This is a genomic window from Actinocrispum sp. NPDC049592, from assembly GCF_040675465.1.
In the GTDB taxonomy this organism is placed as follows: domain Bacteria; phylum Actinomycetota; class Actinomycetes; order Mycobacteriales; family Pseudonocardiaceae; genus Kibdelosporangium.
Genome location: NZ_JBFAPA010000034.1, coordinates 1 through 26,143 on the forward strand (window position 1 = coordinate 1; position 26,143 = coordinate 26,143).

General features: G+C 68.2%; 21 protein-coding genes and 1 rRNA gene. 13 read left to right on the forward strand and 9 right to left on the reverse strand.

All coding sequences use genetic code 11. The features are described 5' to 3' along the window. Together rrf and AB0J95_RS50190 are read left to right on the forward strand one after the other, a co-directional pair. Nucleotides 1-90: ribosomal RNA gene (rrf, locus tag AB0J95_RS50185) — 5S ribosomal RNA — on the forward strand; the annotation flags it as partial. A gap of 920 nt (nucleotides 91-1,010) precedes the next feature. Continuing rightward, nucleotides 1,011-1,853 (forward strand): GNAT family N-acetyltransferase, encoded by an 843-nt coding sequence (locus tag AB0J95_RS50190; protein WP_364773755.1) that lies wholly within the window; start codon nucleotides 1,011-1,013, stop codon nucleotides 1,851-1,853. Here the strand turns inward: AB0J95_RS50190 and AB0J95_RS50195 are convergent. Next, on the reverse strand, nucleotides 1,805-3,133 hold the full coding sequence (locus AB0J95_RS50195; RefSeq protein WP_364773756.1) for a S8 family serine peptidase: 1,329 nt from the start codon (nucleotides 3,131-3,133) through the stop codon (nucleotides 1,805-1,807). The genes AB0J95_RS50190 and AB0J95_RS50195 overlap by 49 nt on opposite strands. Nucleotides 3,134-3,207: 74 nt before the next feature. On the opposite strand from AB0J95_RS50195, the gene AB0J95_RS50200 reads away from it, so the two are divergent. After that, nucleotides 3,208-3,954: a type 1 glutamine amidotransferase gene (locus AB0J95_RS50200; protein ID WP_364773757.1), complete on the forward strand. Its 747-nt coding sequence runs from the start codon at nucleotides 3,208-3,210 to the stop codon at nucleotides 3,952-3,954. 31 nt (nucleotides 3,955-3,985) lie between these two features. Next, nucleotides 3,986-6,922 carry a bifunctional [glutamine synthetase] adenylyltransferase/[glutamine synthetase]-adenylyl-L-tyrosine phosphorylase gene (locus AB0J95_RS50205; protein ID WP_364773758.1) on the forward strand — a complete coding sequence of 979 codons (2,937 nt, stop codon included), beginning with the start codon at nucleotides 3,986-3,988 and terminating at the stop codon, nucleotides 6,920-6,922. Here the strand turns inward: AB0J95_RS50205 and AB0J95_RS50210 are convergent. From AB0J95_RS50210 to glnA, 4 genes are read right to left on the reverse strand one after another with little or no spacing between them, the layout of a single operon-like run. Beyond that, nucleotides 6,919-7,503, reverse strand: coding sequence for an aminoglycoside 3'-phosphotransferase/choline kinase family protein (locus AB0J95_RS50210; RefSeq protein ID WP_364773760.1), 585 nt, complete (start codon nucleotides 7,501-7,503; stop codon nucleotides 6,919-6,921). The genes AB0J95_RS50205 and AB0J95_RS50210 overlap by 4 nt on opposite strands. A 19-nt stretch (nucleotides 7,504-7,522) precedes the next feature. Next, nucleotides 7,523-8,224, reverse strand: coding sequence for a hypothetical protein (locus AB0J95_RS50215; protein WP_364773762.1), 702 nt, complete (start codon nucleotides 8,222-8,224; stop codon nucleotides 7,523-7,525). Continuing rightward, nucleotides 8,217-9,077, reverse strand: coding sequence for an RNA polymerase sigma factor (locus AB0J95_RS50220; protein WP_364773764.1), 861 nt, complete (start codon nucleotides 9,075-9,077; stop codon nucleotides 8,217-8,219). Before AB0J95_RS50220 ends, AB0J95_RS50215 begins: the two co-directional genes overlap by 8 nt. Next, a complete protein-coding gene (glnA, locus tag AB0J95_RS50225) occupies nucleotides 8,990-10,414 on the reverse strand; it encodes a type I glutamate--ammonia ligase (RefSeq protein WP_364773765.1) in 1,425 nt (474 codons plus the stop codon). Before glnA ends, AB0J95_RS50220 begins: the two co-directional genes overlap by 88 nt. A gap of 187 nt (nucleotides 10,415-10,601) precedes the next feature. Between glnA and AB0J95_RS50230 the strand changes: the two genes are divergently transcribed. Further along, entirely contained in the window at nucleotides 10,602-11,075 is a 474-nt protein-coding gene (locus AB0J95_RS50230) for a hypothetical protein (protein ID WP_364773767.1), read from the forward strand. Nucleotides 11,076-11,077: 2 nt separating this feature from the next. Then, nucleotides 11,078-13,063 (forward strand): sensor histidine kinase, encoded by a 1,986-nt coding sequence (locus AB0J95_RS50235; RefSeq protein WP_364773818.1) that lies wholly within the window; start codon nucleotides 11,078-11,080, stop codon nucleotides 13,061-13,063. Nucleotides 13,064-13,146: 83 nt separating this feature from the next. Here the strand turns inward: AB0J95_RS50235 and AB0J95_RS50240 are convergent, their stop codons facing one another. Next, the gene (locus AB0J95_RS50240; RefSeq protein ID WP_364773768.1) at nucleotides 13,147-13,875 is read right to left on the reverse strand and encodes a DUF4191 domain-containing protein; all 729 of its coding nucleotides are present in this window, start codon (nucleotides 13,873-13,875) and stop codon (nucleotides 13,147-13,149) included. Nucleotides 13,876-13,971: 96 nt separating this feature from the next. Between AB0J95_RS50240 and AB0J95_RS50245 the strand changes: the two genes are divergently transcribed. From AB0J95_RS50245 to AB0J95_RS50275, 7 genes are all read left to right on the forward strand, one after another. Further along, nucleotides 13,972-16,050, forward strand: coding sequence for an ATP-dependent DNA helicase UvrD2 (locus AB0J95_RS50245; protein ID WP_364773770.1), 2,079 nt, complete (start codon nucleotides 13,972-13,974; stop codon nucleotides 16,048-16,050). Nucleotides 16,051-17,056: 1,006 nt separating this feature from the next. Beyond that, nucleotides 17,057-18,073, forward strand: coding sequence for a CehA/McbA family metallohydrolase (locus AB0J95_RS50250; protein ID WP_364773771.1), 1,017 nt, complete (start codon nucleotides 17,057-17,059; stop codon nucleotides 18,071-18,073). Between the two features lie 889 nt (nucleotides 18,074-18,962). Next, nucleotides 18,963-19,202, forward strand: a complete 240-nt coding sequence (locus AB0J95_RS50255) for a hypothetical protein (RefSeq protein WP_364773773.1) — start codon at nucleotides 18,963-18,965, stop codon at nucleotides 19,200-19,202. Nucleotides 19,203-19,331: 129 nt separating this feature from the next. Continuing rightward, nucleotides 19,332-19,697: a WhiB family transcriptional regulator gene (locus tag AB0J95_RS50260; RefSeq protein ID WP_364773775.1), complete on the forward strand. Its 366-nt coding sequence runs from the start codon at nucleotides 19,332-19,334 to the stop codon at nucleotides 19,695-19,697. Then, nucleotides 19,694-19,900, forward strand: a complete 207-nt coding sequence (locus AB0J95_RS50265) for a hypothetical protein (protein WP_364773776.1) — start codon at nucleotides 19,694-19,696, stop codon at nucleotides 19,898-19,900. The genes AB0J95_RS50260 and AB0J95_RS50265 overlap by 4 nt, the downstream gene beginning before the upstream one ends. Nucleotides 19,901-19,977: 77 nt before the next feature. Then, a complete protein-coding gene (locus AB0J95_RS50270) occupies nucleotides 19,978-20,853 on the forward strand; it encodes a class I SAM-dependent methyltransferase (protein ID WP_364773777.1) in 876 nt (291 codons plus the stop codon). A gap of 226 nt (nucleotides 20,854-21,079) precedes the next feature. Beyond that, on the forward strand, nucleotides 21,080-21,283 hold the full coding sequence (locus AB0J95_RS50275; RefSeq protein WP_364773779.1) for a hypothetical protein: 204 nt from the start codon (nucleotides 21,080-21,082) through the stop codon (nucleotides 21,281-21,283). Between the two features lie 1,389 nt (nucleotides 21,284-22,672). On the opposite strand, the gene AB0J95_RS50280 is transcribed toward AB0J95_RS50275, so the two are convergent. From AB0J95_RS50280 to AB0J95_RS50290, 3 genes are all read right to left on the reverse strand, one after another. Continuing rightward, a complete protein-coding gene (locus tag AB0J95_RS50280; RefSeq protein ID WP_364773781.1) occupies nucleotides 22,673-23,590 on the reverse strand; it encodes a hypothetical protein in 918 nt (305 codons plus the stop codon). 86 nt (nucleotides 23,591-23,676) lie between these two features. Continuing rightward, a complete protein-coding gene (locus AB0J95_RS50285; protein WP_364773783.1) occupies nucleotides 23,677-25,017 on the reverse strand; it encodes an AarF/ABC1/UbiB kinase family protein in 1,341 nt (446 codons plus the stop codon). Between the two features lie 19 nt (nucleotides 25,018-25,036). After that, on the reverse strand, nucleotides 25,037-26,056 hold the full coding sequence (locus AB0J95_RS50290) for a hypothetical protein (protein WP_364773785.1): 1,020 nt from the start codon (nucleotides 26,054-26,056) through the stop codon (nucleotides 25,037-25,039). Nucleotides 26,057-26,143: the final 87 nt, after the last annotated feature.

A 26,143-nucleotide genomic window follows, 5' to 3' on the forward strand; every position in this document is an offset into this window, starting at 1 on the left:
CCCGGTCCCATTCCGAACCCGGAAGCTAAGCTTTCCAGCGCCGATGGTACTGCACTCGGTAGGGTGTGGGAGAGTAGGACACCGCCGTAGCTTACTTAGGAGAGGGTCTCGCTGTATTCACGCGAGACCCTCTCTTTTTGTATATCCAGACCTTTTCTCGGCCGCTGTTTGCCCAGCCCGGCCTCTTTCCCGCGGCAGCCACAACTCCGTCACCCGCGGTCCCCCGCCCCCGAACCAGCGATCCTCACCTGGCCCGGCCCTGGCTGAGTCCCAGCCGCCATCTGTTATCTACGACCCGCCGGCGACCTCTTCAGATCTCACCCCGTGACGACCCACCACCTACCTCTTGGGATGCCCGGTAACCCCGGCCGATAGAAGCCCGCTCCAGCCCAAACCCGCCATCAGTTACAAGCTGCAACCCGAGCCCCGCCAACCACTTCGCCGCCCCGACGCGTAGCTCGACAACACCCCCACCCCCACTCGACCTGTCTACCCCTGGTCGTCGATCTCGCTCCGCTCCCCGACCGTCCGCCGCTGTACTCCGGTCGGTGCGACGCTCCGTTCGCCCAAGCCCCCGGTTTGGGAGCCGTTCTCTCTCCGCTTTCCGATCCCCGCTGTTCAGCTGAGGCAGTGTGGCGCTGTGTTTTCCCAGGCTCCGGTTTCCGCTAGCCCGGAGCCGTTCTCTCCGTCCCCATCGCCCACCGCCCTGCTGACATCGGTGCGGCGCTGTGTGCTGGCTAAGCCCTGGCCTCCGCTGGACCGGAGCCGTTCTCTCCACCTCCCGATCCCGGCCGCTCTGCTGGGCCGGGCGCTGTGCCGAGCCTGGCACCTCCGGGCCAAGCCATGATCCCGTCGCCGCACCGCGCATTCGCCTATCTCCAGGTCGCCCCCGTCAGGCCCAGCAACGATCTCGCCGCTCCCTGCCAGCCGAGTAGCTCCCGTCCCGAGCGGCTCGATATTCGGTCGACGGGGTGGATGGGGCGCGGCATGGTGTGGGGATGGAAGCGCGGGTGCATGAAAGTCATGAGTCGTTCAAGGCTGTGGTCAGGGGGTTGTTGGCGGGAGATCCTGTCCGGCACACCGTTGCTTTGACGGCGTTGGCCCGCGACTACCCGGGCACGCTGATGATCACCCTGCACGACAGCGACGGCGACAGCGATGGCCAGAACGACGCGGTTGTCGGCGCGGTGATTCAGGTGCCGCCGTACCCGTTGATCACGAGTGCGTTGCCGGCCAAGCCTGAGGCGGCGGAGTGCGCGGCCAAAGCGGTGTATGCGGTCCGGCCCGATCTCGCCACCGCCAGCGGGCCACTCGAGTCCGTTCACGCCTTCCGGGACGCATGGACCATCCTCACCGGCACCGAGGCCAAGCTGGTCTTCTCCCTGCGCCTCTTCGAGCTCGGCGACCTCGAACCGCCGCAGGTCCCCGGCCAGGCCCGCCTGGCGACCGAAGCCGACCTCCCGCTGCTCATCCAGTGGCACCAAGGCTTCCGCGACGACACCCTGCACGGAGCGCAGAGCGAGCCCGTGGAGGTCTCGGCGCGGAACTTCCTGAAACCAGGCTCCATCACCTACATCTGGGAAGACGACGGCACACCCGTGGCGTTCGCTGGCGCTCGCGGCCCGATCGACAAGATGGTCCGCGTCGCCCCCGTGTACACCCCGCCGGACAAGCGCGGCCACGGCTACGCCTCGGCCGCCACCGCGGCTGTGTCGCAATGGGCGCTGGACCAGGGCGCTGAGCACGTCCTGCTCTACACCGATCTCAGCAACCCGGTCACCAACCGCATCTACCCGCGCATCGGCTACCGACCGCTCGAAGACTCCGCCGAGTACGCGTTCACCACCCCGTAGCCGTAGAAACTCGTCTGCCCCGCGGCGGAAGAACACACCTGCGGCACTGGATACGTGACAGGGCAGGGTGTTGGCGACGCGCCGGTGAACAGCGCCGCTTTGATCTGGGCGGCGCTCCACCGCGGGTGCCGCGAAGCGATGAGGGCGGCGATCGCGCTGGTGTGCGGTGCGGCCATGGAAGTCCCGCTCGCGAGCCAATATGCGTTACCCGGCCACGTCGACCACACCCGCACCCCCGGCGCGGCAACGTGGATCTTGCCGATGCCGTAGTTCGAGAACGTGGCCTTCACCGAGCTCTCGTCAATGGCCGAAGTCCCAACAACACCAGGCAGTTCATGCGGCAACCGGATGCAACTGTTGTCGATCGAGCGATAAACAGGGTTCTCGACGGGGCTTTCGGAGTCCTCCTTGCGATCAAGCAAGTCCAGGCCCGCGTTCCCACCAGACGACACCACAAGCACGCCGCGCTTCTGCGCGTAAGCCACAGCCCGCCCCACGGCCAACAGGATCGCGGCCTGATCCGTCTGATCAGGACAGTTGTAGCGCCAGGGGAACGACCGGTAGCTGTTGTTCACGATCCGGAACCCGTGCTCGGCGGCCCAGACGAACCCGCACACCATGCTCTCCGCGGTCTCCCCATCGTCCACCTCGGCCAGCTTCACCGAAGCCAGCCGCACCCCCGGAGCCACCCCAACGACCCCAGACCCGTTGCGCACAGCGGAAATCGTGCCCGCCACATGCGTGCCGTGACCGTCCAAAGTGGGTCGCCACGCCCCGAAACTCCGATCCGCCCACCCAGACAGACACGACACCGACGCACCCACGTCGACGTCCAAGTCCGGATGCGTGTCATCCACACCCGTATCGAGCACGCCCACGGTCACCGAATGACTGCCGCGAGTCCCGGAAGCCCCAATGGCGGCGAGGTTCCAGCCCGTTCCCTCAGCGGGAGCAGTGGGAAAACCCGGAGGCCCGGTGTAGGAAACCCGCCGCCGAGCGGCGAAGTAGGACACGGGCACCGGCGCGGTCCGCGTCGCACCGACGGCCACGACATCACGCCGCACCCGCCCGGCGAAAGACGATGAAGACGAGTACGCGATGACCACACCGACCTGGGGATACGAAGTCACCACAGTCCCGCCTGCCCGGCGAACAGCCTGAGCGGCGTGTGTCGTCTGCCACTGCGTAGCCCCGGACACCACTACGTAAGGCATCACGAGATGCGCTGAAGGCGCGGCCAGAAGCGACCCGAAGACAGCCAAGATGACAGAGCGAATCATGGCGTCACCTCACAGTCACAGCATATGGACAGGCCCCCGTGCTGCTAGCCGACAAATGGACCTAACGTAGAGACATGACGCGCGTGCTTGTGATCCAGCCGGACGACTCCGACCCGGCGGCGAACCTCGGCGACTGGCTGACCGCGGCCGGCGCGGAGCTGACCGTTGTCCGCCCGTTCGCGGAGGACCTGCCCGCGCTCGACGACTTCCAGGGCGTGGTGTGCCTGGGCGGGGGGATGGGCGCGATGGACGACGCCGAACACCCGTGGCTCAAGGACGTCCGCCAGCTGCTCGCGTCCGCTGTCGGCAAGCGCGTGCCGACGCTCGGCGTGTGCCTGGGCGGCCAGCTGCTCGCCGCCGCGACCGGTGGCCGGGTCGTGGTCGGCGACCAAGGCCCGGAGGTCGGCCCCAGTCTGGTGGCCAAACGCGATGTGGCGTGGACCGACCCGTTGTTCGGGCACATGCCGATGATGATCGACGTCATGCACTTCCACCTGGACGCGATCGACCGGCTGCCACCGGGCGCCGAGCTGATGGCGTCCTCCGGCAAGTACCCGAACCAGGCGTTCCGGCTCAACGGCAGCGCGTACGGCGTGCAGTTCCACATCGAGACCTCGACCGAGATCGTGCTCAAGTGGGCCAAGGCCGAACCGGAGGCCGCCGCGCAGGCCCGGCCGGGTGAGCTAGAACCGGCCCGGCTGGACGAGGCCCACGCGGACATCGCCGAGGCCTGGCAGCCGTTCGCCGAGCGGTTCGTCCAGCTGGCGGCCGGGGAACTGCCGCTGGCCGACCAGGCGCGGGCGACGCTGCCGTTGGTCTGACCCTGGTTCGTTGGCGTAGTTTCTATCCCTGATGGCTGATCGCGCGCGTACCGTCCTGTCCACCGCCCGGTTCGGACTGACCGACGACCGCGCGGAGGCCGAGCTGCGCGCTGCCGGCTGGTGGACCGACGGTGGCCCGATGAAGGGTGCGGAGCCGATGCTGACCGCGTTGTCCCGCAGTCCCGATCCCGATCTCGCGTTGCGCGGCATCGAGCGGCTGCGCGAGTCCGCTGGAGATGCCTGGACGGTGCTGGACGGCGCCCTGCGCGAGGACGTGAACCTGCGCGGCCGGCTGATCGCGGTGCTCGGCTCGTCCACCGCGCTGTCGGACTTCCTCGTCGCGAACACGGAGAGCTGGCACGGCCTGTACGACACGAACGCGCCGGACCTGCTCACCGCCGTCGAAGGCAAGACCGGGCCCGAGGCGGTGAAGGCGCTGCGGACGGCGTACCGCGCGCAGCTGCTGGAGATCGCCGCGGACGATCTGGGCCACCTCGTTGAGCCGTCCCTGAACGCGCCCGGCTTCGAGGATGTCACCGTCCGGCTGACCGAGCTGGCCGAGGAGGCCCTGCGCGCGGCGCTCGTGGTGGCAGAGGCCGAGATCGGCTCGTCGGACGCGCGCCTGGCCGTGATCGCGATGGGCAAGTGCGGCGGCCGCGAGCTGAACTACGTCAGCGACGTCGACGTGGTGTTCGTCGGCGACGGGGACCTGGGCATCGCGACTCGGCTGGCCAGCCGGATGATGACCGTCGCAGGCTCGGCGTGCTTCGAGGTCGACGCGGCGCTGCGGCCCGAAGGGAAGGCCGGTGCGCTGGTGCGCACCCTGGACGGGCACAGCTCGTACTACCAGCGCTGGGCCCGCACCTGGGAGTTCCAGGCGCTGCTCAAGGCCCGGTTCGTCGCTGGGGACGCCGAGCTGGGGCAGAGCTACCTGGACGTGGTCGGGCCGATGGTGTGGACGGCCGCCGACCGGGACGGGTTCGTCGCCGACGTGCAGCAGATGCGCCGCCGCGTCGAGGACCACGTCCCTTCTGACCTGGTGGAACGTGAGCTCAAGCTGGGCCGCGGCGGGTTGCGGGACGTCGAGTTCGCGGTTCAGCTCCTGCAGCTCGTGCACGGCCGCAGCGACGAGAGACTCCGGCTCGGCTCGACCATGCAAGCGCTTGCGGCGCTGGGCGCGGGTGGGTACGTCGGCCGGGCCGACGCGGCCGCGCTCGGCGAGTCCTACCGGTTCCTCCGCACCCTCGAACACCGCCTCCAGCTGCAGAAACTCCGGCGCACACACCTGTTCCCGGAGGAGGGCAACCTCGTCGACCTGCGCTGGCTGGCCCGGTCCGCGGGTATTCGCCCGGAGCGCGGCCGCGCTGAGGAACAGGTGCTGCTGTCGGAGTTCAAACGGCAGGCCAACCGAGTCCGGCGGCTGCACGAAAAGCTGTTCTACCGGCCGCTGCTCGAAGCCGTGGCCAAGGTGCCGACCGACGCGTTGCGCCTGACGACGACCGAGGCCGCGGCCCGGCTGGGTGCGCTCGGGTTCGCCAGCCCGGAAGGCGCGCTGAACCACATCCAGGCGCTGACCTCGGGCGTTTCGCGGCGCGCGGCGATCCAGGGCGCGTTGCTGCCGGTGCTGCTGGACATGCTCGCGCACACGCCGGACCCCGACGGTGGCCTGCTGTCATACCGGAAGATGTCCGAGGCCCTCGCGACCACGCCGTGGTATCTGCGTTTGCTGCGGGACGAAGGTGCCGTAGTCGAGCGGCTCGCGCAGCTGCTGGGCATGTCGAAGCTGGTGCCCGAGATGCTCGGCCGCGCGCCGGAAGTGTTGCGGTTGCTGGCGAACACCGACGAGCTGGTCGGCCGCGACCCGGTCGAGGTCGCGTCCTCGCTGCGGGTCGCCGTTGGCAGGCATCGGGACCTGATCAGTGCCGTGGCCGCCGCGAGGTCGCTGCGCAGGCACGAGTTGGCCCGCGTGGCCTGCGCGGACCTGCTGGGGCTCATGGAGACCGAGGACGTCTGCAAGGCCTTGTCGAGCATCTGGGTCGCGGTCCTGCAGGCCGCGTTGGCCGCTGCGGAACGGGAAAAGGCCGTCGAGGTGGGCGGCTGGCCCAAGGCGAACATCGCGATCATCGGCATGGGCCGGCTCGGCGGCGCGGAACTCGGCTACGGGTCCGACGCGGACGTGATGTTCGTGTGCGAGCCCGTCGAGGGTGTCAGCGACGACGACGCCGTCAAGTTCGCGTCGTCCGTCGTGGAGGCCATGCGGCGCCAGCTCGGCTCGCCCAGCCAGGACCCACCGCTCGAAGTGGACGTCGGCCTGCGGCCCCAGGGGCGACAGGGTCCGTTGGTGCGCACGCTGAACTCGTACATCGCCTACTACCGGCAGTGGAGCGAGATCTGGGAGGCGCAGGCGTTGCTGCGCGCCGATTTCGTCGCGGGCGATGTCCGGCTCGGCGCGCGGTTCCTGGCCGCCATCGAGGAGATTCGCTACCCCGCCAACGGGTTGGACTCGACGTCGGTCCGCGAGATCCGCCGGATCAAGGCCAGAGTGGACAACGAGCGGCTCCCGCGCGGCGCCGACCCGACCACGCACACCAAGCTCGGCCGCGGCGGTCTCGCCGACGTCGAGTGGACGGTGCAGTTGCTGCAACTGCAGCACGCCCACGAGGTCAGCGGCCTGCGCACACCCCGCACCCTCGAAGGCCTGGCGGCCGCTGCCGAGGCCGGGCTGGTCGCGGACGAGGACGCGGACGCCCTGAAGACGGCGTGGCTGTTGGCGACGCACGTTCGCAACGCGGCCACTTTGGTGCGTGGAAAATCCACCGATCAGGTACCGACCGTGGGCCGTGAACTCGCCGCGGTAGCGACCGCGCTGGGCTATCCGGGTGCGGTCGACCCCGGCGAGTTCCTCGACGCCTACCGGCGAACCACCCGCCGGGCACGAGCCGTGGTCGAGCGGATCTTCTACGACTAGACGCCGAGGCTTTCCAGGGCGCGCCGCGGAATCGTGGCGTCCCCTTGGGACACGAAGAAACCGAGGCCGGCGAACTCGTACTCCGGCGCTCCGGCCATCGCCGGCTCGAAGTCGAACAGCCCAGTCAGCCGACCATCCTTGACCAGCAGGTGCTCGCGCGAGATCTCGGTGTGCAGCAAGGCTTTCCGGGTGGTGGTTTCCTCGCCGATGAACGCGGGGATCTGCGCGAGCCAGTGCTCGCCGAGTCCGGTCTTGCGGTGCCGTTCGACGCAGTTCTCCCGTTGTGCCTTGATGAACGTGTCCCAATCGGGCTCGATGTCCGGCGGTTCCAGCTGATGGAGTGCGGCGAGGGCTTCGCCGAGCTGGCTCGCGATGTCGAGGCGTTCGCTGTCGCTGAGCTTCGGCCAGACCGTGTAGAGCACGTCGCCATCCAGCTTGCCCATCAGCACGTACGCCCAGCCGTCGGCCTCGCCGACCTCGTGCAGGACGGGTGTCGGGATCGGCAGCTGGTGTTGAACCGCTTGCAGGACAGTGCTTTCCAGCTGCGACTCGTCCTCGGTGTCGGCTACCGGCAATGGCATACCCGCCAACGTAGAAGAATCAGCCTTCGCTCGCGATCGATATCGCCTGTTCCCGGGTGAAGTCGCCCTCCAGCCGGTAGGTCACCTTGCCGACCTGCCACACCAGCGTTTTCTCCGACAGCCTCGCGGCCTCCGTGTGGGTGGCGCCGTCCTTGTCCTCGTAGATCACTTCGTGGGGTGCGGCCACCCAATAGGCTGTAGTTCCGTTCACGGAGACGTGTTCGAGTTGACCGGGTTGGGTGAACTTCTCCATGAACGGGCTCATCGTCCCGTCGATTTCGTCCACCCTCGCGTTGTCGTAGACGAGGGACACGAACCGTTCGCCGATGTGCACCTCTTTGGGTGAACCGAGGGCTTTTGGCACGGTCACCGGGAAAGCGGCCTGGCGCCGAGCCTCATCGAGAGTGACCATTCGATCCCCAGGCGGGTAAAAAATTGTCGTTGAGGGCAGCGGCGGCGGTGGCTGCTCGGAGTTGAACTCGATCCCAGCGAACCGCAGCAGCTGCTCGACTCCCGCACGGACCTCCGGCGACACAGCCAGCGCGACAGCGAACGCCAGCAGGATCGCCACGACGGTGGTGAGTACCGGCCGGAGTTTGAACCGCCGCCGTTCCTTCGTACTGATCCGGGCGCGGACGGAGGCGGTGACATCCGGGGTGTCCGGGACGTCGATGCTGGCGCCGAGATCGCGGAGGGCGGCCTCAAGCTGGTCGTCAGTCATCGGCTGCCACCTCCTTCAGCATCGGCCGCAACCTCGCCAGCGCGCGCGAAAGCCGCGACTTCACCGTGCCCTTGGGCATCCCGAGCGCCTGCGCCGTCTCGGCCTCGCTGAGATCAAGCAGGTACCGGTAGGTGACGACCAGCCGTTCCTTCTCCGGCAGCGTCCGGACCGCGTCCAGCAACGCCGTGCGCTTCGCGTCCACCAACGTCAACGCGGCCGGATCCCGGTGCTCGACCGGGTCCTCCATCCGCCCGACCCTCAGTTCCAGCAGCCCCCGACGCCGCTGGGACCGATGCAGGTTCCGCGTCTCATTGGTGACGATCTGCAACAACCACGGCCGGAACGCCGAGCCCACCCGGAACGACCCCAGCCCCCGGAACCCCTTGACGAAAGCCTCCTGCACCACATCCTTCGCGTCCTCACCAGCGCCCATCAGGTACGCGGTCCGGTGCGCGAGCGCGCTGTACCGCGCGACCAGGACCCCATACGCGTCCAGGTCGCCGGCACGTGCGCGGGCTACGGCCTCGTCGTCGTCCGTCGTCCCTCCTCGCTCCGAACCTCCACCCTTGCTACACCGCCCAAGCCGGATCGGTTCGCTACGACTTCGTCTCGGGATCGTCCCGCTGGCTCTGAGGTACCGTGCCGCCCGCGCTCCTGGCCTCCAGCAGCGGTTCGCCAGACGAGCCGTCCTCCAGCCCAGACATGACTCAGGCCGGTGGTACGAGGAATCCCTCGTACTCACCGGCCTGAGTGGGCGTCTGAGGATCAGACGTCGTAGTAGAGCGCGAACTCGTACGGGTGCGGGCGCAGGCGGAGCGGGTCGATCTCGTGCTCGCGCTTGAACGCGATCCACGTCTCGATCACGTCCGGGGTGAACACGCCGCCCTCGAGCAGGAAGTCGTGGTCGGCCTCCAGGGTGTCGAGCACCGTGCCGAGGTCCGCGGGGACCTGCTTGACGTTCTTGGCCTCCTCGGGCGGCAGCTCGTAGAGGTCCTTGTCGATCGGGGCCGGCGGCTCGATCTTGTTCTTGATGCCGTCCAGGCCGGCCATCACCATCGCCGAGAAGGCGAGGTACGGGTTGCCGGAGCTGTCGGGGCAGCGGAACTCGATGCGCTTGGCCTTCGGGTTGTTGCCGGTCACCGGGATGCGCACGCAGGCGGAACGGTTGCGCTGCGAGTACACCAGGCTCACCGGGGCCTCGAAGCCCGGCACGAGGCGGTGGTAGCTGTTCACCGTGGGGTTGGTGAACGCCAGCAGCGACGGGGCGTGGTGCAGGATGCCGCCGATGTAGTGGCGGGCCGAGTCGGACAGGCCCGCGTAGCCGCTCTCGTCGTGGAACAGCGGGTCGCCGTCCTTCCACAGCGACTGGTGGCAGTGCATGCCCGAGCCGTTGTCGCCGTAGAGGGGCTTGGGCATGAAGGTCGCGGTCTTGCCCGCGGCCCACGCCGTGTTCTTCACGATGTACTTGAACAGCTGCAGGTCGTCGGCCGCGTGCAGCAGCGTGTTGAACTTGTAGTTGATCTCGGCCTGGCCTGCGGTGCCCACCTCGTGGTGCGCGCGCTCGACGGTGAAACCGGAGCCGATCAGGTTCAGCGAGATCTGGTCGCGCAGGTCGGCGAAGTGGTCCACCGGGGGCACCGGGAAGTAGCCGCCCTTGAACTTCGTCTTGTACCCGCGGTTGCCGCCCTCCTCGTCGGCGCCGGTGTTCCACCAGCCCTCGACCGAGTCGATCTCGTGGAAGGAGCCGTTCTCCGCGTTGTCGAACCGCACCGAGTCGAAGATGTAGAACTCCGCCTCCGGGCCGAAGTACGCCGTGTCGGCGATGCCGGACTCGGTGATGTACTGCTCCGCCTTGCGCGCGATGTTGCGCGGGTCGCGGCTGTAGGCCTCACGGGTGAACGGGTCGTGCACGAAGAAGTTCAGGATCAGGGTCTTCTCGATCCGGAACGGGTCGAGCCGGGCCGTGTAGGGGTCGGGCAGCAGCAGCATGTCCGACTCGTGGATCGACTGGAAGCCGCGCACCGAAGACCCGTCGAAGGCCAAGCCGTCCTCGAACGCGGAGGCGTCGAACGACTCTGCCGGGACGGTGAAGTGCTGCATGATGCCCGGCAGGTCACAGAACCGGACGTCGACGAAGCGGACCTGTTCGTCGGAGATGAAGCGCAAGACCTCGTCGGGACTGTTGAACACGCTCGTTGGCTCCTTCATCACTTGGTTGGCGCCGACGGGCGCGCCACTTTCCGCTGTGCGTAGTGAAGCTATGAGCGGGGTGTTGCCCGGCCGTCACCCGGGTGTTGCGCGGATGTTAACGACCCAGCTCGCGTAGGAATTGTCGGCCACTGGACGTGGAACCGAGAGCCCGTTCTACTCTTTAGGGGTGACAAGGTGGACCGGATCGTGGTTGTCCGGGCCCCGCTCCGCGCTCGAACCCGGTGCGGAGGCCGGCGACCGACCCGCGCAGCGTTACCCAGGTGAACGGCTCGGGCTCCCGGAGAGCGGGCCCGGCTCGGTGTCTGGGACGGGCGTGCGCGCGCTCGCCCTGTTGGTCGACGCGGTGCTCTCCGGGCTGGTCGCGGGCCTGTTCACGGCCCCCGAACTGCCCAAGAACTGGAGCCTACTGGCCTGGTTCGTGATCACCGTGACCGCCGTCTCGTTCTTCGGCTTCACGCCGGGTATGAAGCTGTGCGGCATCCGGGTCGCCCGGCTGGGCGACGCGCCCATGGTCGGCGTGCTGCGCGGGATCCCGAGGACGCTGCTGGTGGCGCTGATCATCCCGGCCGCCATCTGGGACGCGGACCGCCGGGGCCTGCACGACAAACTTGTCGGCACGGTCGTCGTGCGCACGCGTTGACCATGCTGCGTGCGGCCGCCGCCGGCTTCGGTGCGCTCGGCCTGCTCAGCGGCCTGGCCGCCGCGGTCATCACCGAAGCGGGCGACAACTGGGGTTACTCCGCGTACGCGGCCATGCCGCTGGACGTGGAGATCGCGATCTTCTACTCCGCCATGGGCATGCTCGTCACGTGGCGCAAACCGAGGAATCTCGTCGGTTGGGCACTGCTGACGATCGCTGCCTGGGACGGGGTCGTCGCGGTGATGACCGCGTTGGTCGGCTCGTTCGAGTCACCGGATCAACCGATCGTGCGAGTTCTGATGGCGATCCAGAACGGTGGGTGGGCGCCGCCGATCTGGGCGATCGCGACGCTGCTTCCGTTGATCTATCCCGAGGGCCGTCTGCCCAGCAAACACCTGTGGTGGGCGGTCGGGATCTCGGTCCTGGGCATCGTCGGTTACGTCGCCGGACTCACCCTTTTGGATGGGGACTACGGCGGCAAATACAACGTGAAGAACCCGGCGGCGGTGCCGTCGCTGCAGGACTTCGCCGGTGCGCTGACCGACATCAGCGAGAACGTGCTGCTCGTGATGTCCGGAGTGGCGCTGGTCACACTGGCGGTGCGCTGGTGGCGGTCGGGCGGTGTGAAGGCCCGCCAGCTTTCGCTGCTGTTCTGGGCCTCGCTGTTCGGCGCCGTCCAGGCGGGCGTGCGCGAGATCATCGCGTTCCCGCCGGTGCCCGACCACATCCTCGAGGTGCTCGCGGCGGCCTTCGTACCGATGGCCGTGGCGGTCGCGGTGACCCGGGACCGGCTGTACGACCTCGACCTTGCGGTTCGCCGCGGCGTGGTCACCGTCGCGGTGGTCGCCAGCCTGCTCGCCTGCTACCTAGGGCTGTTCGCCCTGTTGTCGCTGACCATGTCGGTGACCTCGGTCTTCAACGCGGGACTCGCCGGCGCGGCGATCTTCCCGATCGCGCTGCTGCTCACCAAATGGGTCCGCCAGGTCACCTGGGGACGCCGGGTCGACATCATCGAGGCCGTCACCGGATTGGGGCAGCGGATGCGCGATCGGCTGGAAATCCCCGAGGTGCCGGCTGCGGTGTGTGAGGAGATCGTCGGCTCGCTGCGGCTGCGGCTGGCGCGTCTCGAACTGGAGACCGGGGACGGCGTGCGGACGCTCGCCGAGGTGCGCCAGTGCGAGGCGGAAGCCGAGCCGGTCACGTTCGAACTGTGGCACCGCGGCACGGTCGTGGGGCGGCTAGTGGTTGCGCCGCCGGAAGGGCATGAGCATCTCGACGAGATGACCGTGCAGGCGCTCGCTTCGCTGGCCGACCAGGTCGCGCCAGTGGTCGCGGCGCTGCGGTTGGACGAGGAACTGCTGCGCAGCCGCGAACAGTTGGTCACAGCGCGCGAAGAGGAACGGCTACGGCTCTCGCGCGACCTGCACGACGACGTCGGCCCAACGCTCGCCGGGATCCGGCTCCAGCTCGACGCGGTGCGCGCGAAGCTGCCGGACGACGCGTCGGCGCTGGACCTGATGGACCGTGCGGTGGTCGCGATCCAGGACGCGCTGGGCATCGTGCGGCGGGTGGCCTACCGGCTGCGGCCGCCCGAGCTGGACACGTTGGGCTTGGTGGGGGCGTTGCGCGAGCTGTCGGTGTTCCTGTCCGGGCCGACTCTGCGGGTCGAGACGGTGCTCCCGGACGAAGTGACGGCGCTGTCCAAGTCGGTCGAGGTGGCGGCGTACCGGATCGTGGCGGAGGCCCTGACCAACGTCGTGAAGCACGCCCAGGCGACGTCGGCGTCGGTGAGCCTGCTGATCGACGACCGCGGGGTCGTCGTCGAGGTGCGCGACGACGGGGTCGGCCTGCCGGAGGACGCGGGCAACCGGGGCATGGGCCTGCGGTTCATGGCGCAACGGGCGCAGGAGATCTCGGGCGAGTTCTCCTACCGCAACACCTCACCGGGCCTGCTGGTGCGCGCGATCCTCCCGGCGACCAGAGCCTGAGCACAGCGCATCCTTGCCGGGCGGCACCGCCAGGAACCACCTTCGCTGAGGCCCCGACGCCGGGCTCCGGCCAGGACGAGCTTCTAGCGGCGGCGCATGGTCCGCTGGATGTTGCGCATCTTGGCGCCCTGGGGCAGCGGGCCCTTGGGCATCGCGGCACCCCGGCTGGCCAGCGCGGACAGCCGCTTCTCCAGCGTGTCGACCTGCTTGGGGCCGAGGTTGCGGGGCAGCTTCATCATCTTCGACTGCAGCTTGGCCAGCGGGACCTGGCCTTCCTCGTTGCCGATGATGATGTCGTAGATCGGGGTGTCGCCGACGACCCGCGAGACGCGCTTCTTCTCCTGCGCCAGCAGGGCCTTCACCCGGTGCGGCGCGCCTTCGGCGACCAGCACGACGCCGGGGCGGCCGAGCACGCGGTGCACGGCGTCGAGCTGCGTCGTGGCCGCGACGGTCGGCGTGACCCGCCAGCCGCGCTTGAGGTTCTCCAACGCCCACGCACCCGCGCCGGGCTGGCCGTCAGCCTTGGCGTACACGTTCTTCTGCACCCGGCGGCCGAACACGATGACCGCGCCGAGGATGCCGAACATGATGCCGACCGGCAGCGCCATCCACTCGATGCCGAACAGGGCGCCCAGCAGGAACACGACCCCGGCGATGACCAGGAGCGTGCCGAGCATCCACGGAATCAGCCAAGGGTCGTCCTTGCGCTGCATCTTGAAGGCCTGCCAGATCTGGCTGCGTTTCGCCTTCGATGCCGCGCGCCGCTCGGCCTTGGCCGCCTTCGCGGCTTCCTTGTCCTGCTTACCCGCCATGACCACCAGGATACGGCGCAGCCAAACCGTGCGAACGGCCCGTTCGCACGGACATGTCGTTGACGATCTCGAGAGCGCCTCTGTCAGGATGCAAGCATGAGCACTGACACAGAAAAGGGGCTCCTCGACGGCCTCGATCCGGAGCAGCGCGCGGCCGTCCAGGCACCGCGCGGACCGGTGTGCGTGCTCGCCGGTGCCGGCACCGGCAAGACCAGGACGATCACCCACCGGATCGCCTACCTCGTGCACACCGGGCACGTCGCCGCCGGGCAGGTCCTGGCCGTGACGTTCACCAACCGCGCCGCCGGTGAGATGCGCACCCGGTTGCGCGCGCTGGGCATCGACGGCGCCCAGGCCCGGACGTTCCACAGCGCCGCCTTGCGTCAGCTCCGCTACTTCTGGCCGCGAGTGGTGGGCGACGCACCCTGGGAACTGGTCGAAGGCAAGCTGCGGCTGGTCGGTCAGGCCGCGCACAAAGTGAGCGCGCCCACCGAGGTCGAGGTGCTGCGCGACCTCGCAAGCGAGATCGAATGGGCGAAGTCGTCGCTTGTCGCGCCGGACGACTACCCGGAGGCCGTCCGCCGCCGTCGCCGCGAACCACCTGTGCCCGCCACGCAGGTCGTTCAGGTGTACCAGGCGTACGAGTCGTTGAAGAACAAGGCGAAGCTGCTCGACTTCGAGGATCTGCTCCTGCACACGGCCGCCGTGCTGGAGGACCATCCGCACGTCGCCGAGGAGTTCCGCGAGCGGTACCGCTGCTTCGTCGTGGACGAGTACCAGGACGTCACGCCGCTGCAGCAACGCGTCCTGAACGGCTGGCTCGGTTCGCGCGACGATCTCACCGTCGTCGGCGATGCGAACCAGACGATCTACTCGTTCGCGGGTGCCTCACCTCGGCCGCTGCTGGAGTTCACGCGGCGGTATCCGGAGGCGTCCGTGGTGCGGCTGGAGCGTGACTACCGGTCCACGCCTCAGGTCGTGACCCTGGCCAACCAGGTGATCTCCGCGGCTCGCGACCGTCCCGCCGGGTCGCGGCTGAAGCTGGTCGGTCAGCGGCCGGCCGGGCCGCCGCCGAAGTTCTCCGAGTTCGACGACGAGCCGGCCGAGGCGGCCGCGGTCGCCCGGCGGATCAAGGACCTCGTCGACGCCGGCACGCCGTTGAGCGAGATCGCCGTGCTGTACCGGGTGAACGCGCAGTCGGAGACGTACGAGCAGGCGCTGACCGAGCTGGGCATCCCGTACCTGGTGCGGGGTGGCGAGCGGTTCTTCGAGCGGCAGGAGATCCGGCAGGCCGTCGTCGTGCTGCGGGCCGCTGCCGGTGATCCGCCTTCGGGCGAGCTGCCCGACGTCGTCCGCAAGCTGCTCGAACGGGTCGGCCTGACCGCCGAACCGCCTTCGGGCGGGTCCGCGCGGGAGCGGTGGGAGTCGTTGCTGGCTCTCGTCGAGCTGTCCGAGGAGCTGGCCGCGACCGTGCCCGAGGCCGACTTGGGGCGGTTCGTCGGTGAGCTTGAGGTGCGTGCCCAGGCTCAGCACCCGCCGACCGTCGAGGGTGTCACTTTGGCCTCGCTGCATGCCTCCAAGGGGCTGGAGTGGGATGCGGTGTTCCTGATCGGGCTGACCGACGGCACGTTGCCGATCCAGTTCGCCGACGGTGACGATGCCGCGATCGAGGAGGAACGGCGGCTGCTCTATGTCGGGGTCACCCGTGCCCGCGAGCACCTGTGGATGTCCTGGGCGCTGTCCCGTTCGCCCGGCGGCCGTCGCCACCGACGCCGCAGCCGGTTCCTCTACGGGCTGATCCCCGATGACCACCCCACCGCGCGCGTACCGCGCAGCGCCGCCGGCCCGAAAACCAACGGCGCCAAGCTGACTTGCCGCATCTGCGGCAGCCAGCTGGTCGGCACCGTGTCCATCAAGCTGGGCCGTTGCGCCGATTGCCCTTCCGATGTCGACGAGGAGCTGCTCACCCGCCTCCGCGACTGGCGCAGCACCCGCGCCCGCGAACTGAAGGTGCCCGCCTACGTCGTCTTCACCGACGCCACCCTCATGGCCATCGCCGAACAACGCCCCACCGACCCCGCCGGCCTCGTCTCCATCTCCGGCATCGGCGCCTCCAAACTCGACAAATTCGGCCCCGACGTCCTCTCCCTGGTCAACAACCACCCCCACCCCTAACTCCACCCCCGCGAACTCCCCGCTCACCCCCGATCCACCCACGCTCGCGGGTTCCGCGCTCACCCCCGATCCACCCACCCCGCGGGTTCCGCGCCCACTCCTAACCCCACCACGCTGGCTGGCTCCACGCTCACCCCTGATCCACCAACCCCTGGGGGTTCCGCACTCGCCCTTCACCGACCCAGCCTCGCGGCTCTGCGCTCGCCTTTGACTCACTCACTCCTGCGGGTTCCGCGCTCGCCGTTGACCCCCGCAGGTTCCGCGCTCGCCGTTGAGCCGCCTCGCCTCGCTGGTTGCCCGCTCACCGTTGATTCACTCACCTCTGTGGATTCCGCGCTCACCCCTGAGGCATCCACTCCACTCGTGGGGTTGCGCGCTCGCCCTTCACCCCCTCACCCCGTGGGCTCTAGCTCTCCGTTGAGTCACTCGGCGTCGCGGGCTCTGCGCTCACCCCTGGTCCACCTACACCTGCGGGTTCCGCCGCTCGCCCTTCACCCACCCACGCTCGCAGGTTCCGCCCTCACCGCTGACTCACACTTGCCCTTGCGGGCTCCGCGCCCACTCCCAACCCACTTGCCCTCGCGGGTTCCGCCGCCACTGCTAACCCACTCAACTTCGGAGGTTCCGCGTCCACCGCTAACTCACTCACCTTCGTGGGCTCCGCCCTTACTGCTGATTCACTCACTCGCGAGGGCTCCACGCCCACCCGGCGAACTCGGCGCCCACCCCGCAAACTCCGCCCACCCCACCGAGTTCCGCGCCCATCCCACCAACTCCGCGCCTACGTCAGCGACCTCCTCAACACCTCAGCGGGCTCTTCTCACCCCCACCGACACCATTCACCCGCCGAGCTCTGTCGCACTCCCGCCGAGCTCTGTCGCACTCCCGAGCGGGCCGCGCACCTACCTTGGTGGGCTCTGCCCATCTCGGGTGGGTTAATGCCCACTCCACTGAGCTCCCGCACCGGTCCACCGCCACCACTCACCCTCGCCGAGTTCCGCCGCCAATGGCTGGGCGTGGGTCTACTTCGGACTGTTGGTGGCTGGTTGGGTGGGGTGGCGTGGGGGTGGGGGAGACTGGGTGGGTCGTTGGTGGTGAGTGGGAGGGGTTGGTTGGTGTGGTGGTGGCTTTGCCGTTTGCGGGTGGTGGGCGGTTTTGGCGGGGGAATCTGCATACGCACACTGATCGATCGGATGGGGGTGTAGGGCCTGGGGAGGCTGTTCGGTGTTATCGGGATGCGGGGTACGACTTTGTCGTCATCACTGACCACTTCCGGGCTGAGTTCGGGTTTCCCATCACGGATACCCGGGAGTTCAGGTCGCCTGCGTTCACGACGTTGATCGGGGCGGAGCTGCATGCTCCGCGCACCGAGCATTCGAGTGAGTGGCACATCGTCGCGGTCGGTCTGCCGTTGGACTTCGCGCCGCCAGGGCCGGAGGAGACCGGACCACATCTGGCATGGCGGGCGCGGGAGGCCGGGGCATTCATCGGGATGGCGCATCCATCGGCGTCGCTGCTTACGTTGGCGGACGCGGAAAGTCTGGATGCTGCACACGCCGTCGAGGTCTACAACGCGGTTTCCGCTTGGGAGGACCGCGGGGACAGTTGGCACATCTGCGATCTGTTGCTGGCGCAGGGACGTCGGCTCGATGTGTATGCCGCGGACGACGCGCATTTCCAGCCGCAGGACCCACCCGGGTGCGCTGCGTGGGTTCAGGTGTGGGCCGAGTCGTTGAAGCCCGAGTCGTTGCAGGCCGCTTTGCTCGCCGGGCACTACTACTCCAGCACTGGACCGGAGATCCACCAGATCGAACTCGACGACACCCAGATCACCGTCCGCTGCTCCCCGGCCACCCGCGTTCTGGTCACGGGCGGCGTTCCCGGCAAACGCGTACAGGCCGGTGCTGCCTTGACCGAATGCACGCTTCCGCTCGACATGTTCGGCCGCAGCGCGTACATCCGGGTGACCGTTGTGGACGCTGACGGTGGTCGGGCCTGGAGCAACCCGATCTGGTTGCGGTGATCAGGCCAGGTTCGCGTGGCGGAACGCCTCGAGGTCTTCTGCGGCAATCATGCTGGCGGGGCGATTCCCTGGCCCGCACGTCGACAAGGGCCCGCGTCGAAGCCAGTGAGGACGGACTGGGCACCGGACCGTTGGGCGCTTGCTTGTTCCCTGCGGAGGCCCCACTGCGCTGAGCTGGCCGACCAGTGTCTTGCCGGGGCCGTCCGCATGGCCGCGGCTACGTCGCCGGTAGAAGCTGGCCGGATCGCTGACGCCTTGGCAACCATGACCTTGTCACGAGGGAATCGTTGGCATCTCAAGCAAAGGTGTCCCCGACCGGAAGCCACCCAACAACGGTTCGTGTTGGCACCAGCTCGTCCACGCCGGTTTGCTGGCTGATCGGGATGTGAAGGTGCTCGACCTTGGGCGCGCCGTCCAGCTGCTGCGCCGCTGGTAGACGCGTGGAACCCAGACGGCGGACCTGGTCGTCGGGTGTGCCGCCGGACGATGCCCTTCAGGGGTGCGTCCGCCGGCGCTCGGCGGTGATCTGGCAATGCTCGCGGAAGTCCGACGCCGTGCCGCTGAGCTTGTCGTGCTCGAGGCATGACTTCTTCGTTTTGATGGTGCTGGCCTTCTGGATCCCAATGCGTTGCGATGGCGCCAGTTGGACGGGAACACCCTCAGGGCGGCTGTGCTCGACGCGCCGTGACCGCTTGGCCACGGCAAACGCCCTGGTTGGCGGGTTATGTCGCCCGATCGGGCGACGGTGTGACCGGCGTCACTAGATTCTGTGGAAAACCGGTTGCGGCGGTGCCCTGGCCACCAATAACCTGCAGTAGCCGGGCGCGAAGCGCCCGAAGATTTTCAAGTCTCCGGCGGAGACGACGGTCGAGAAGGGGGTGTCACAAACGTGAAGATCTACACGCTGACTTGTGACGCTCCTGGCCTCCCGTTGTCCGCGGTCGGCTCGCTGGCTGCCACCCAATGGCGTGGCGGCGAAGAGCACGGCATGGGACGCATCCGAGGTGGCGCCATTGTCGCGCCCAAGCAGATGCCGATCCAGGGGACCAGTGTGCGCACGGGCCGGCCCGTCAACGTCGATTTTCCGTACATCTCTGTCCGCGCAGGAGCGCAGCGAGACCTGACCTAGGTCAGGAACCTCACAGGCTCACGAAGGCCGCGGACCCGGAAACGGTTCCGCGGCCTTCGTGTTTTTTCACACCCCACAAAGAAAACCGAACACAACGAACATCGACAGGAGCTCCACCAGATGTCTCCCATGACTGTGCCTCGGCAACCCGAGCGCACTGCTCTTCCCAGTCCCATCGACTTTGCGGAGGCGGGTATGACCGGCCTGCTTGACGCCGCACCGCTGGCAGGGCTTGACCTGCCCTGCCGGTCGGCGACCAACCCCGACCTGTGGTTCGCCGAGGCTCCCACCGACCTCGAGCGGGCCAAGCAGCTCTGCGGAAGCTGCCCCGTCCGCGCCGAGTGCCTCGCGGGTGCCGTTGCCCGGCACGAGCCGTGGGGTGTTTGGGGTGGCGAGATCTTCGAGCGTGGTGTGGTCATCGCGCGCAAGCGGCCCCGTGGCCGTCCGCGCAAGGACCAGACCGTCGCGGCGACTGCTCAGGGGGCGGCGGCATGAACACGCTCAACGACTACACATGCGTTCCCAAGGGAGTCGACTCGATGTTGCTTTATGAAGATCTCGCCAGAGCGCGAATGCGCGAGGCGGAACAGGCAGCGAGCAAGCTGCGTCTGGTCCGCCGTTTGACCGCCGCGAAGCGGTGGAACCGGGTGTCGAACTGGGCCGCCAAGCGCGCCTCCCGGATCGCATCCTCGCTCTGAACCGAACTGAGCGAACTGACTGACGGGGTGCTCGTCCTTCGACGGGCGCCCCGTCTCGTTTCGTTATGTTGAGTCTCATGGGCGTACACACACATCACGAGTACGACTGGGTCTCGCGTCTGGCCGACCTCCGCCGCGGCGACACCGTCCGGGCCGCCGCGCACCGCGAGACCGCCGACCGGTTGGCGGCCAAACTCGGCCCCGGCGCCACCGTTGTCGACATCGGATCCGGGGCAGGCGGCATGGCTGCCCAGCTCGCGCTCGCACTCAAGTCCCGTGGTGGTGGGCGAATCGTTCTCGTCGACGCCGTGCCGGAACTCCTCACCGCCGCCGGTGAGCACGTCCGCTCGACCCTCGCTGACGACTCGGTCCAGGTGGACACTGTCCTTTCTGATGCTGCCAGCCCCACTCTGTCCTCCGCGGTTCCAGCCGCGGATCTCGTATGGGCCTCCTTCGTCGTGCACCACCTCCGTGATCAACAGGAGGGCATCACCCAACTCGTCGGCCTGCTCGCCCCCGGCGGTTGGCTCGCCCTCGCCGAAGGCGGCCTCGGGACCCAATGCGTTCCGTGGGACCTCGGCATCGGCGCGCCCGGCCTGGCCGACCGCCTCCAGGCCGCCCGCAAACAATGGTTCGCCAAGATGCGCGCCGAGATCCCTGGTTCAACTCGCCTCCCGGTCGGCTGGACCACCGCCCTGACCAACGCCGGCCTGACAGACGTCACCTCCTTCAGCTACCTCGTCGACCACCCGGCCCCACTCTCCGATGACGTCCGTGCCGCCGCCGTCGAGTGGTTCGGCTTCGTTGCCCGCGTCAGCACCGACTGGTTGTCCAAAGAGGACACCGATGCCATTGAGCACCTCCTTGATCCCGCCGACCCTGCCTACATCGGTGCGCGCGACGACCTCTTCTATCTCGCCGCCGACACCGTCAACCTAGGGCGCCGTGCCTGATTGCGTACCGGGCAATGGGTTTGGTTTGACCAAAAAGGACGGTCTGTGGATTGGTCTCCTGTGGAGCGTCTGAATCGGTTCTTTGTGGACAGTTGCTGGGTTGAGGGGCATCGATTTGTTGCGCTTCAAGGGGTTGACGTCATTGCAGCCGCTGAATGGTCGGTGGTGTTGCCTGCGTGTGAAGGGGTGATGACAGTTTGTCCGGGGTGCATGTGGATGAGTGGTGATGCGGCGCGGGTGCTCTATCTTGCTCCTTGTGGGTGATGCGACGTGTTCTCGGTGCGGGCGGTCCAGGGCCACCGCGACACCGGTGGAAGCGCTGGCTTGGGTCTCCGAGCGGCGAGGTGACCAAATGACCTGGCTGTGCCCAACCTGCGCCCGGGCGCACGTCCGGGACATCGAGGGCAAGCTGCCTGAGGAGTACTGGTGACCGCACCACGACTCTGACACCGTGCGGACCTCGTTGACCGCCAACGACCTTCCGAACGACCTCGGCTGGGTGCGCTCGGCGATCACTTGTCGCGGTTACGGTGCGGAATGCGCGGAGTACCAGGAACTGCGCTTGGATGAGGTAGGCGGACCTCCGTTGGTTCTGCTGGGCTGAGGACGACGGCGGAGAGAGCTGACTCGCGCCGAGACACGGCGGGGGCGACGGGCGCGTTGACATTGGGGTTGCGGTTGGCGTTTGGTCTGGAGTGGAGCTGCGGACCGAAGTCTCGGTAGCGGCGGCGGACGGGGACTTTGTGGTTGTGGATGAGGATCAAGCCGGACGTAGCAGATGACCCGAGGGGGAGGCTGCGGGCGTAGCGACACGTGCGAATACCTTTTGGGACTGCTGTGTGGAGGCGTGCGGGAAGGGGCTTGAGATCGGGACGGGGATTTGAGGTGGTGGATTGGGATAGAGGGGGCGGGGATGAGGTGGGAATACGGATTGAGGCGAGCGATGGGTCGGGTGATGGGGGCATTGATGAGTGATGGAGCGGTGGTTAGGGGGCGGTGGCGAGGTGATCGAGTAGCGGTGAGGTGATAGGGCGGTGGTGAGGCGGGATGCGGATGAGGTGAGGAACGGGTTGGGGTCGGGGATTTGATGTGGGAATGCGGATGGGGGTGGTGGACAACGGGATGGAGGAACGGTGCTTGAGGTGGGGAATGGAGTTGATGGTGGTGGGGACGGGTTTTGGGGTGTGGGGTGACGGTGGTGGGGCGGACGGATACGTGAGACGGGAACGGGAGTGATGGGTGGGGACAACGGGAGTGATGGTCGGGACGGGGTACGAAGGTGGTGGGGGTGCCTGGAGTGGGAGATGGGTTGAGGGATGGTGGGAAGGCGGTGCTTGTGGTGGGCAATGTGGTTGATGGTGGTGCGGAGGAGGTTTTGGGTGGGGTGTGGGATTGAAGGTGGTGGGGGTGCTTGGAGTGGGAGATGAGGCGAGGGATGGTGGGACGGGTGCGTGAGATGGCAACGGGATGGACGGTGCGGATTGGGATTCGTGGTGGGAGTGGGAGATGGGTTCAGGAATGGTGGGGACTGGTGCGTGGGATGGGGAATGGGATAGAGGGGGACTGGGATTCGTGGTGGGAGTGGGAGTGGGAGATGGGGGTTGAGGCATGGGGGACAAGTGTTTGAGGTGGGAACGGGATTGATGTGAGTGGGGATGTGGTTGGGTGGGGACTGGGATTGGGAGCGGGGATTGATGGTGCACAGGGATTGACGGTGGGGATAGGGATTGATGTGGGGATGGGGATTTGGGGTGGGAGTGGGGATGGATGGTGGAGACGGGGATTGGCGGTGGGGACGGGGATTGGGGTGGGTGTGTGGTTAGTGGGGGCGGGTGGTTTTGAGGGGTGGGCGGGGGCGTTTGGTGGCGGCGAGGAAGGCGGCGGTGAGGGCGTCGATGACGGTGTCGGGGTCGTCGCGGAGTTCGGTGAGGGGTGTACTGATGGTGATCACTCCGGCTTTGGTGAAGGCGGCGTGGCGGGTTCGGGCGTGGCCGTCCCGTTGGTTGCCGAAATCCCAGGCGAGGCCGACCTCGTCCCACCAGGCGTCGGCGATGGCGATCCGGGTGCCGCTCGGGTCGTAGACGGTCACATTCCACTCCGGTCTGGGCAGCGGCAGTCTTTTGACGATGCGGTGAGCCCAGCCCTCATGCACCGTGCTCGTCAATGCGGGCTCGACGGGTTGGTCCAGGAACGCGCGCAGCGCCGCGGTTCCTCGTTGCGCTCCGGCGTCCAGCTCGGATCTGAGCTGGTCGACCGAACGCAGGCCCGCGTGCACCGGCGCGAGGAGCAGCATCCGCTGTTTCGTGGCGTCCTGGGAAAAGCGAGCGGCGTCGACGGCGGCACGCACTGTCGGCGCGAAGCGAAGGCCTTGGGAAATCATCGGTTGCGGCAGTCTCTTCGTGCGCTCCACCCGGACGAACTCGCGCGTCGACACCCTCCGGTCAGCGGCGACAAGAATGTGGATCTCCTCGTTCTCGGACACCGCCAGACCATGCTCATGCAGGGCCTCCACGCCGGTGATGATGGAGTTCACCCCGGCATACAGCACCGCCGCCTTCAGCCGCTGCCGTCGCGTCGGCGGGCTGTTCGCGAGCAGTAAAACCCCAGGCAGCAGCCGTTGCCATGGCCCGCCGGGGCGGCACCGGGTGGCCAGCGTGTGCTGCGAGACACCGGCCGCGAGAAGGTCGCGCCGGCGAATCACGCCATCCGGGATGCTCGGTTGTTCGACCGCGTTCATGCATTCGACTTTGCCGAACGCACAAGTCCCGAGAAAGCGAGAACCCGAAGCTGTGGATAACCCCGGTCCGCGAGTGGAACCGTTCGTCAGTCGGCGAAGCCGGGCTGCCAGCGCTCCGCGATCTCCCGCGCGGGGATCTCCGCGTCCAGCTGGCACAGGATCCCGGTCGACCCGGCCAGCACCCGGTGGATCAGCAGGTACTGCGGCGGCAGGTTCAGCGACCGCCCGGTCCGGAAGTCCTGGCTGCCGAACTCGCCCACCCGCTCGGCCTGCTTCTGCATCCACCGCCGGGTGAAGTGGAACCGCTCGGTCAGCAGCGGCTCCACGAACGGCGACAGGTACGCGTGCACCTGCTCGGCCGGGATCTTGCTGCCCGGCGGCACGAAACCCTCCTCGCGGAGGGTCTCGAACAGCCGGTCCGTCTCGCCGGTCATGGCGAACCGCATCAGCCGGCCCAACGGGGCCGGCAAGCCCTCCGGCAACCGGGCCACCCCGCCGAAGTCGATGACGCACATCCGCCCGTCTCCGGCCAGCATGAAGTTGCCCGGATGCGGGTCGGCGTGCAGCATCCGTGCCCTGGCCGGCGCCTGGTAGTGGAACTCCGCCAGCAGGTACCCCGCCCGGTCACGGGTCTGCTTGTCGCCCTCCCGGATGATCGACGCCAGCGGAGTCCCGTCGACCCACTCGCTGACCAGCACCTTCGGCGCGCTGGCCACGATCTTCGGCACCAGGAAGTGCGAGTCCCCGTCGAACGCCGTCGCCATGGTCCGCTGGTTGTCGGCCTCCTGCCGGTAGTCCAGCTCCTCGGCCATCCGGGCGGTCAGCTCGGCCAGCAGCGGCTTGATCTCGGTGCCCGGCACGAGCGCCTGGAACAACCGGCTGAACCGGCTCAGCTGGCGCAGATCGGACATCAGCGCCTCGTCCGCGCCCGGGTACTGCACTTTCACCGCGACCGGGCGCCCGTCGTGCCAGACCGCCCGGTGCACCTGGCCGATCGACGCCGACGCCGCGGGCTCGTCCGAGAACTCCAGGAACCGCGACCGCCACGCCCGGCCCAGCTGCTCGGCGAGCATCCGGTGGGTGGCCTTGCTGCTCATCGGCGGCGCCGCGGTCTGCAGCTTGGTCAGCGCCTCGCGGTAGGGCGCGGCCATCTCGTCCGGCACCGCCGCCTCGAACACCGACAGCGCCTGGCCGAACTTCATCGCGCCGCCCTTGAGCTGGCCGAGCACGGCGAACAGCTGCTCCGCTGTCTTGGCGGAGACCTGGGCGCTGACCTCGGCGGCGTCCTGGCCGACAAGTCGTTTCCCCCAGCCACCGACCACACGCCCGGCCACTCCCAGCGGGAGGCTGGCCAGCCGTGCCGTCCGGGCGACGGTCTTGCGCGGCATCTCGGTCACTGCCTGATTCTCCCCTGCCGATCGGTCCATTCGCAGCCAATTGCAGTTGTTATGCCCGGCGGGCGCCACATGAGCAGCCCGGATGTGCCGGCCATGATCGATGCTCGACCTTGCCGAGGAACGGGTCGAGCTCGATCGTTGTGTTCCATGTCGGTGGACGGCGCCGTCCCGTTAGGAGCCAGTTCAGGGCCTGCAGGATCTGCTCGGCGGCCAATGCGGCCGTCACATGGGCGCACGCCAGGTCAGCCGGTAGCGAACGGCCGACGAGCTGGGCCGCGACCGTCGGCCACGACGTGTCCAGATCGGCCCGGTGCAGGTCCGCGCAGCTGAGGCAACTGCTGCGGCCCGGCACCACGAACGGCCCGACGATCGCGATGCCCTCGCGGACCCGCGCACCCAGGTGTGGCACCGAGTTCTCCAGCAGCCGCGCCACGAACTCCGGCTCCGGCACGGCGGAGTCGGTTACCACGACAAGATCGGGATTGACCACGTGCCGGACTTCGCCCTCCCGTTCCAGCGCCAGCTTGGCCGCGACCCGGCGTGGCCGGCCCACATCCTGCTCGCGATATCCGCTGCCGGTGTCCTCGGCGCTGACCACTCCCTGTGCGTCCACCTCGACGGCCCCGACACCGGCGGCGACCAGGAGACTGCCCACGGCGACCCCGATCCGGCCGGATCCGTGCACCAGCACCGAGGACCGGCGGCGTGAACCTGCCAATTGGCTCGCCCGGAACCCGGTCCGCAGCGCCCACGTCGTGGCGTCGGCGGTCAGCCGCCGGGGTGCCCCCGCTTTCGTGGCATCCTCCAGCAGACCGAGGCGCAACAGCTCGCGCAGCAGCATCCGCAGGGCCGGGCGTTCGTCGTCGGGAACGCGTGCCAGCAGGTCCTGCGTACGGGCCTGGCCGTTCAGCCGGCGAACACTCTCCGTGACCGTTTTGGTTACGCCTTCGATCACCACGGCGTGCCGCGGATCGAGGCCCAGCTGGATGCCGCCGTCGCCGCGGTGCAGCACCGGCAGGCCGGCGAGCACCCGCAGCCGGGGCGGCAGCCTGCTCTCACTATGTGACATATTTCAAGGCTCGCAACGAAAGCGTGACATGCCAAACGGCTGTCCACAGGGGGCGGTCGGGCAAGGTCACCCTCTCGGCGTGTGCCG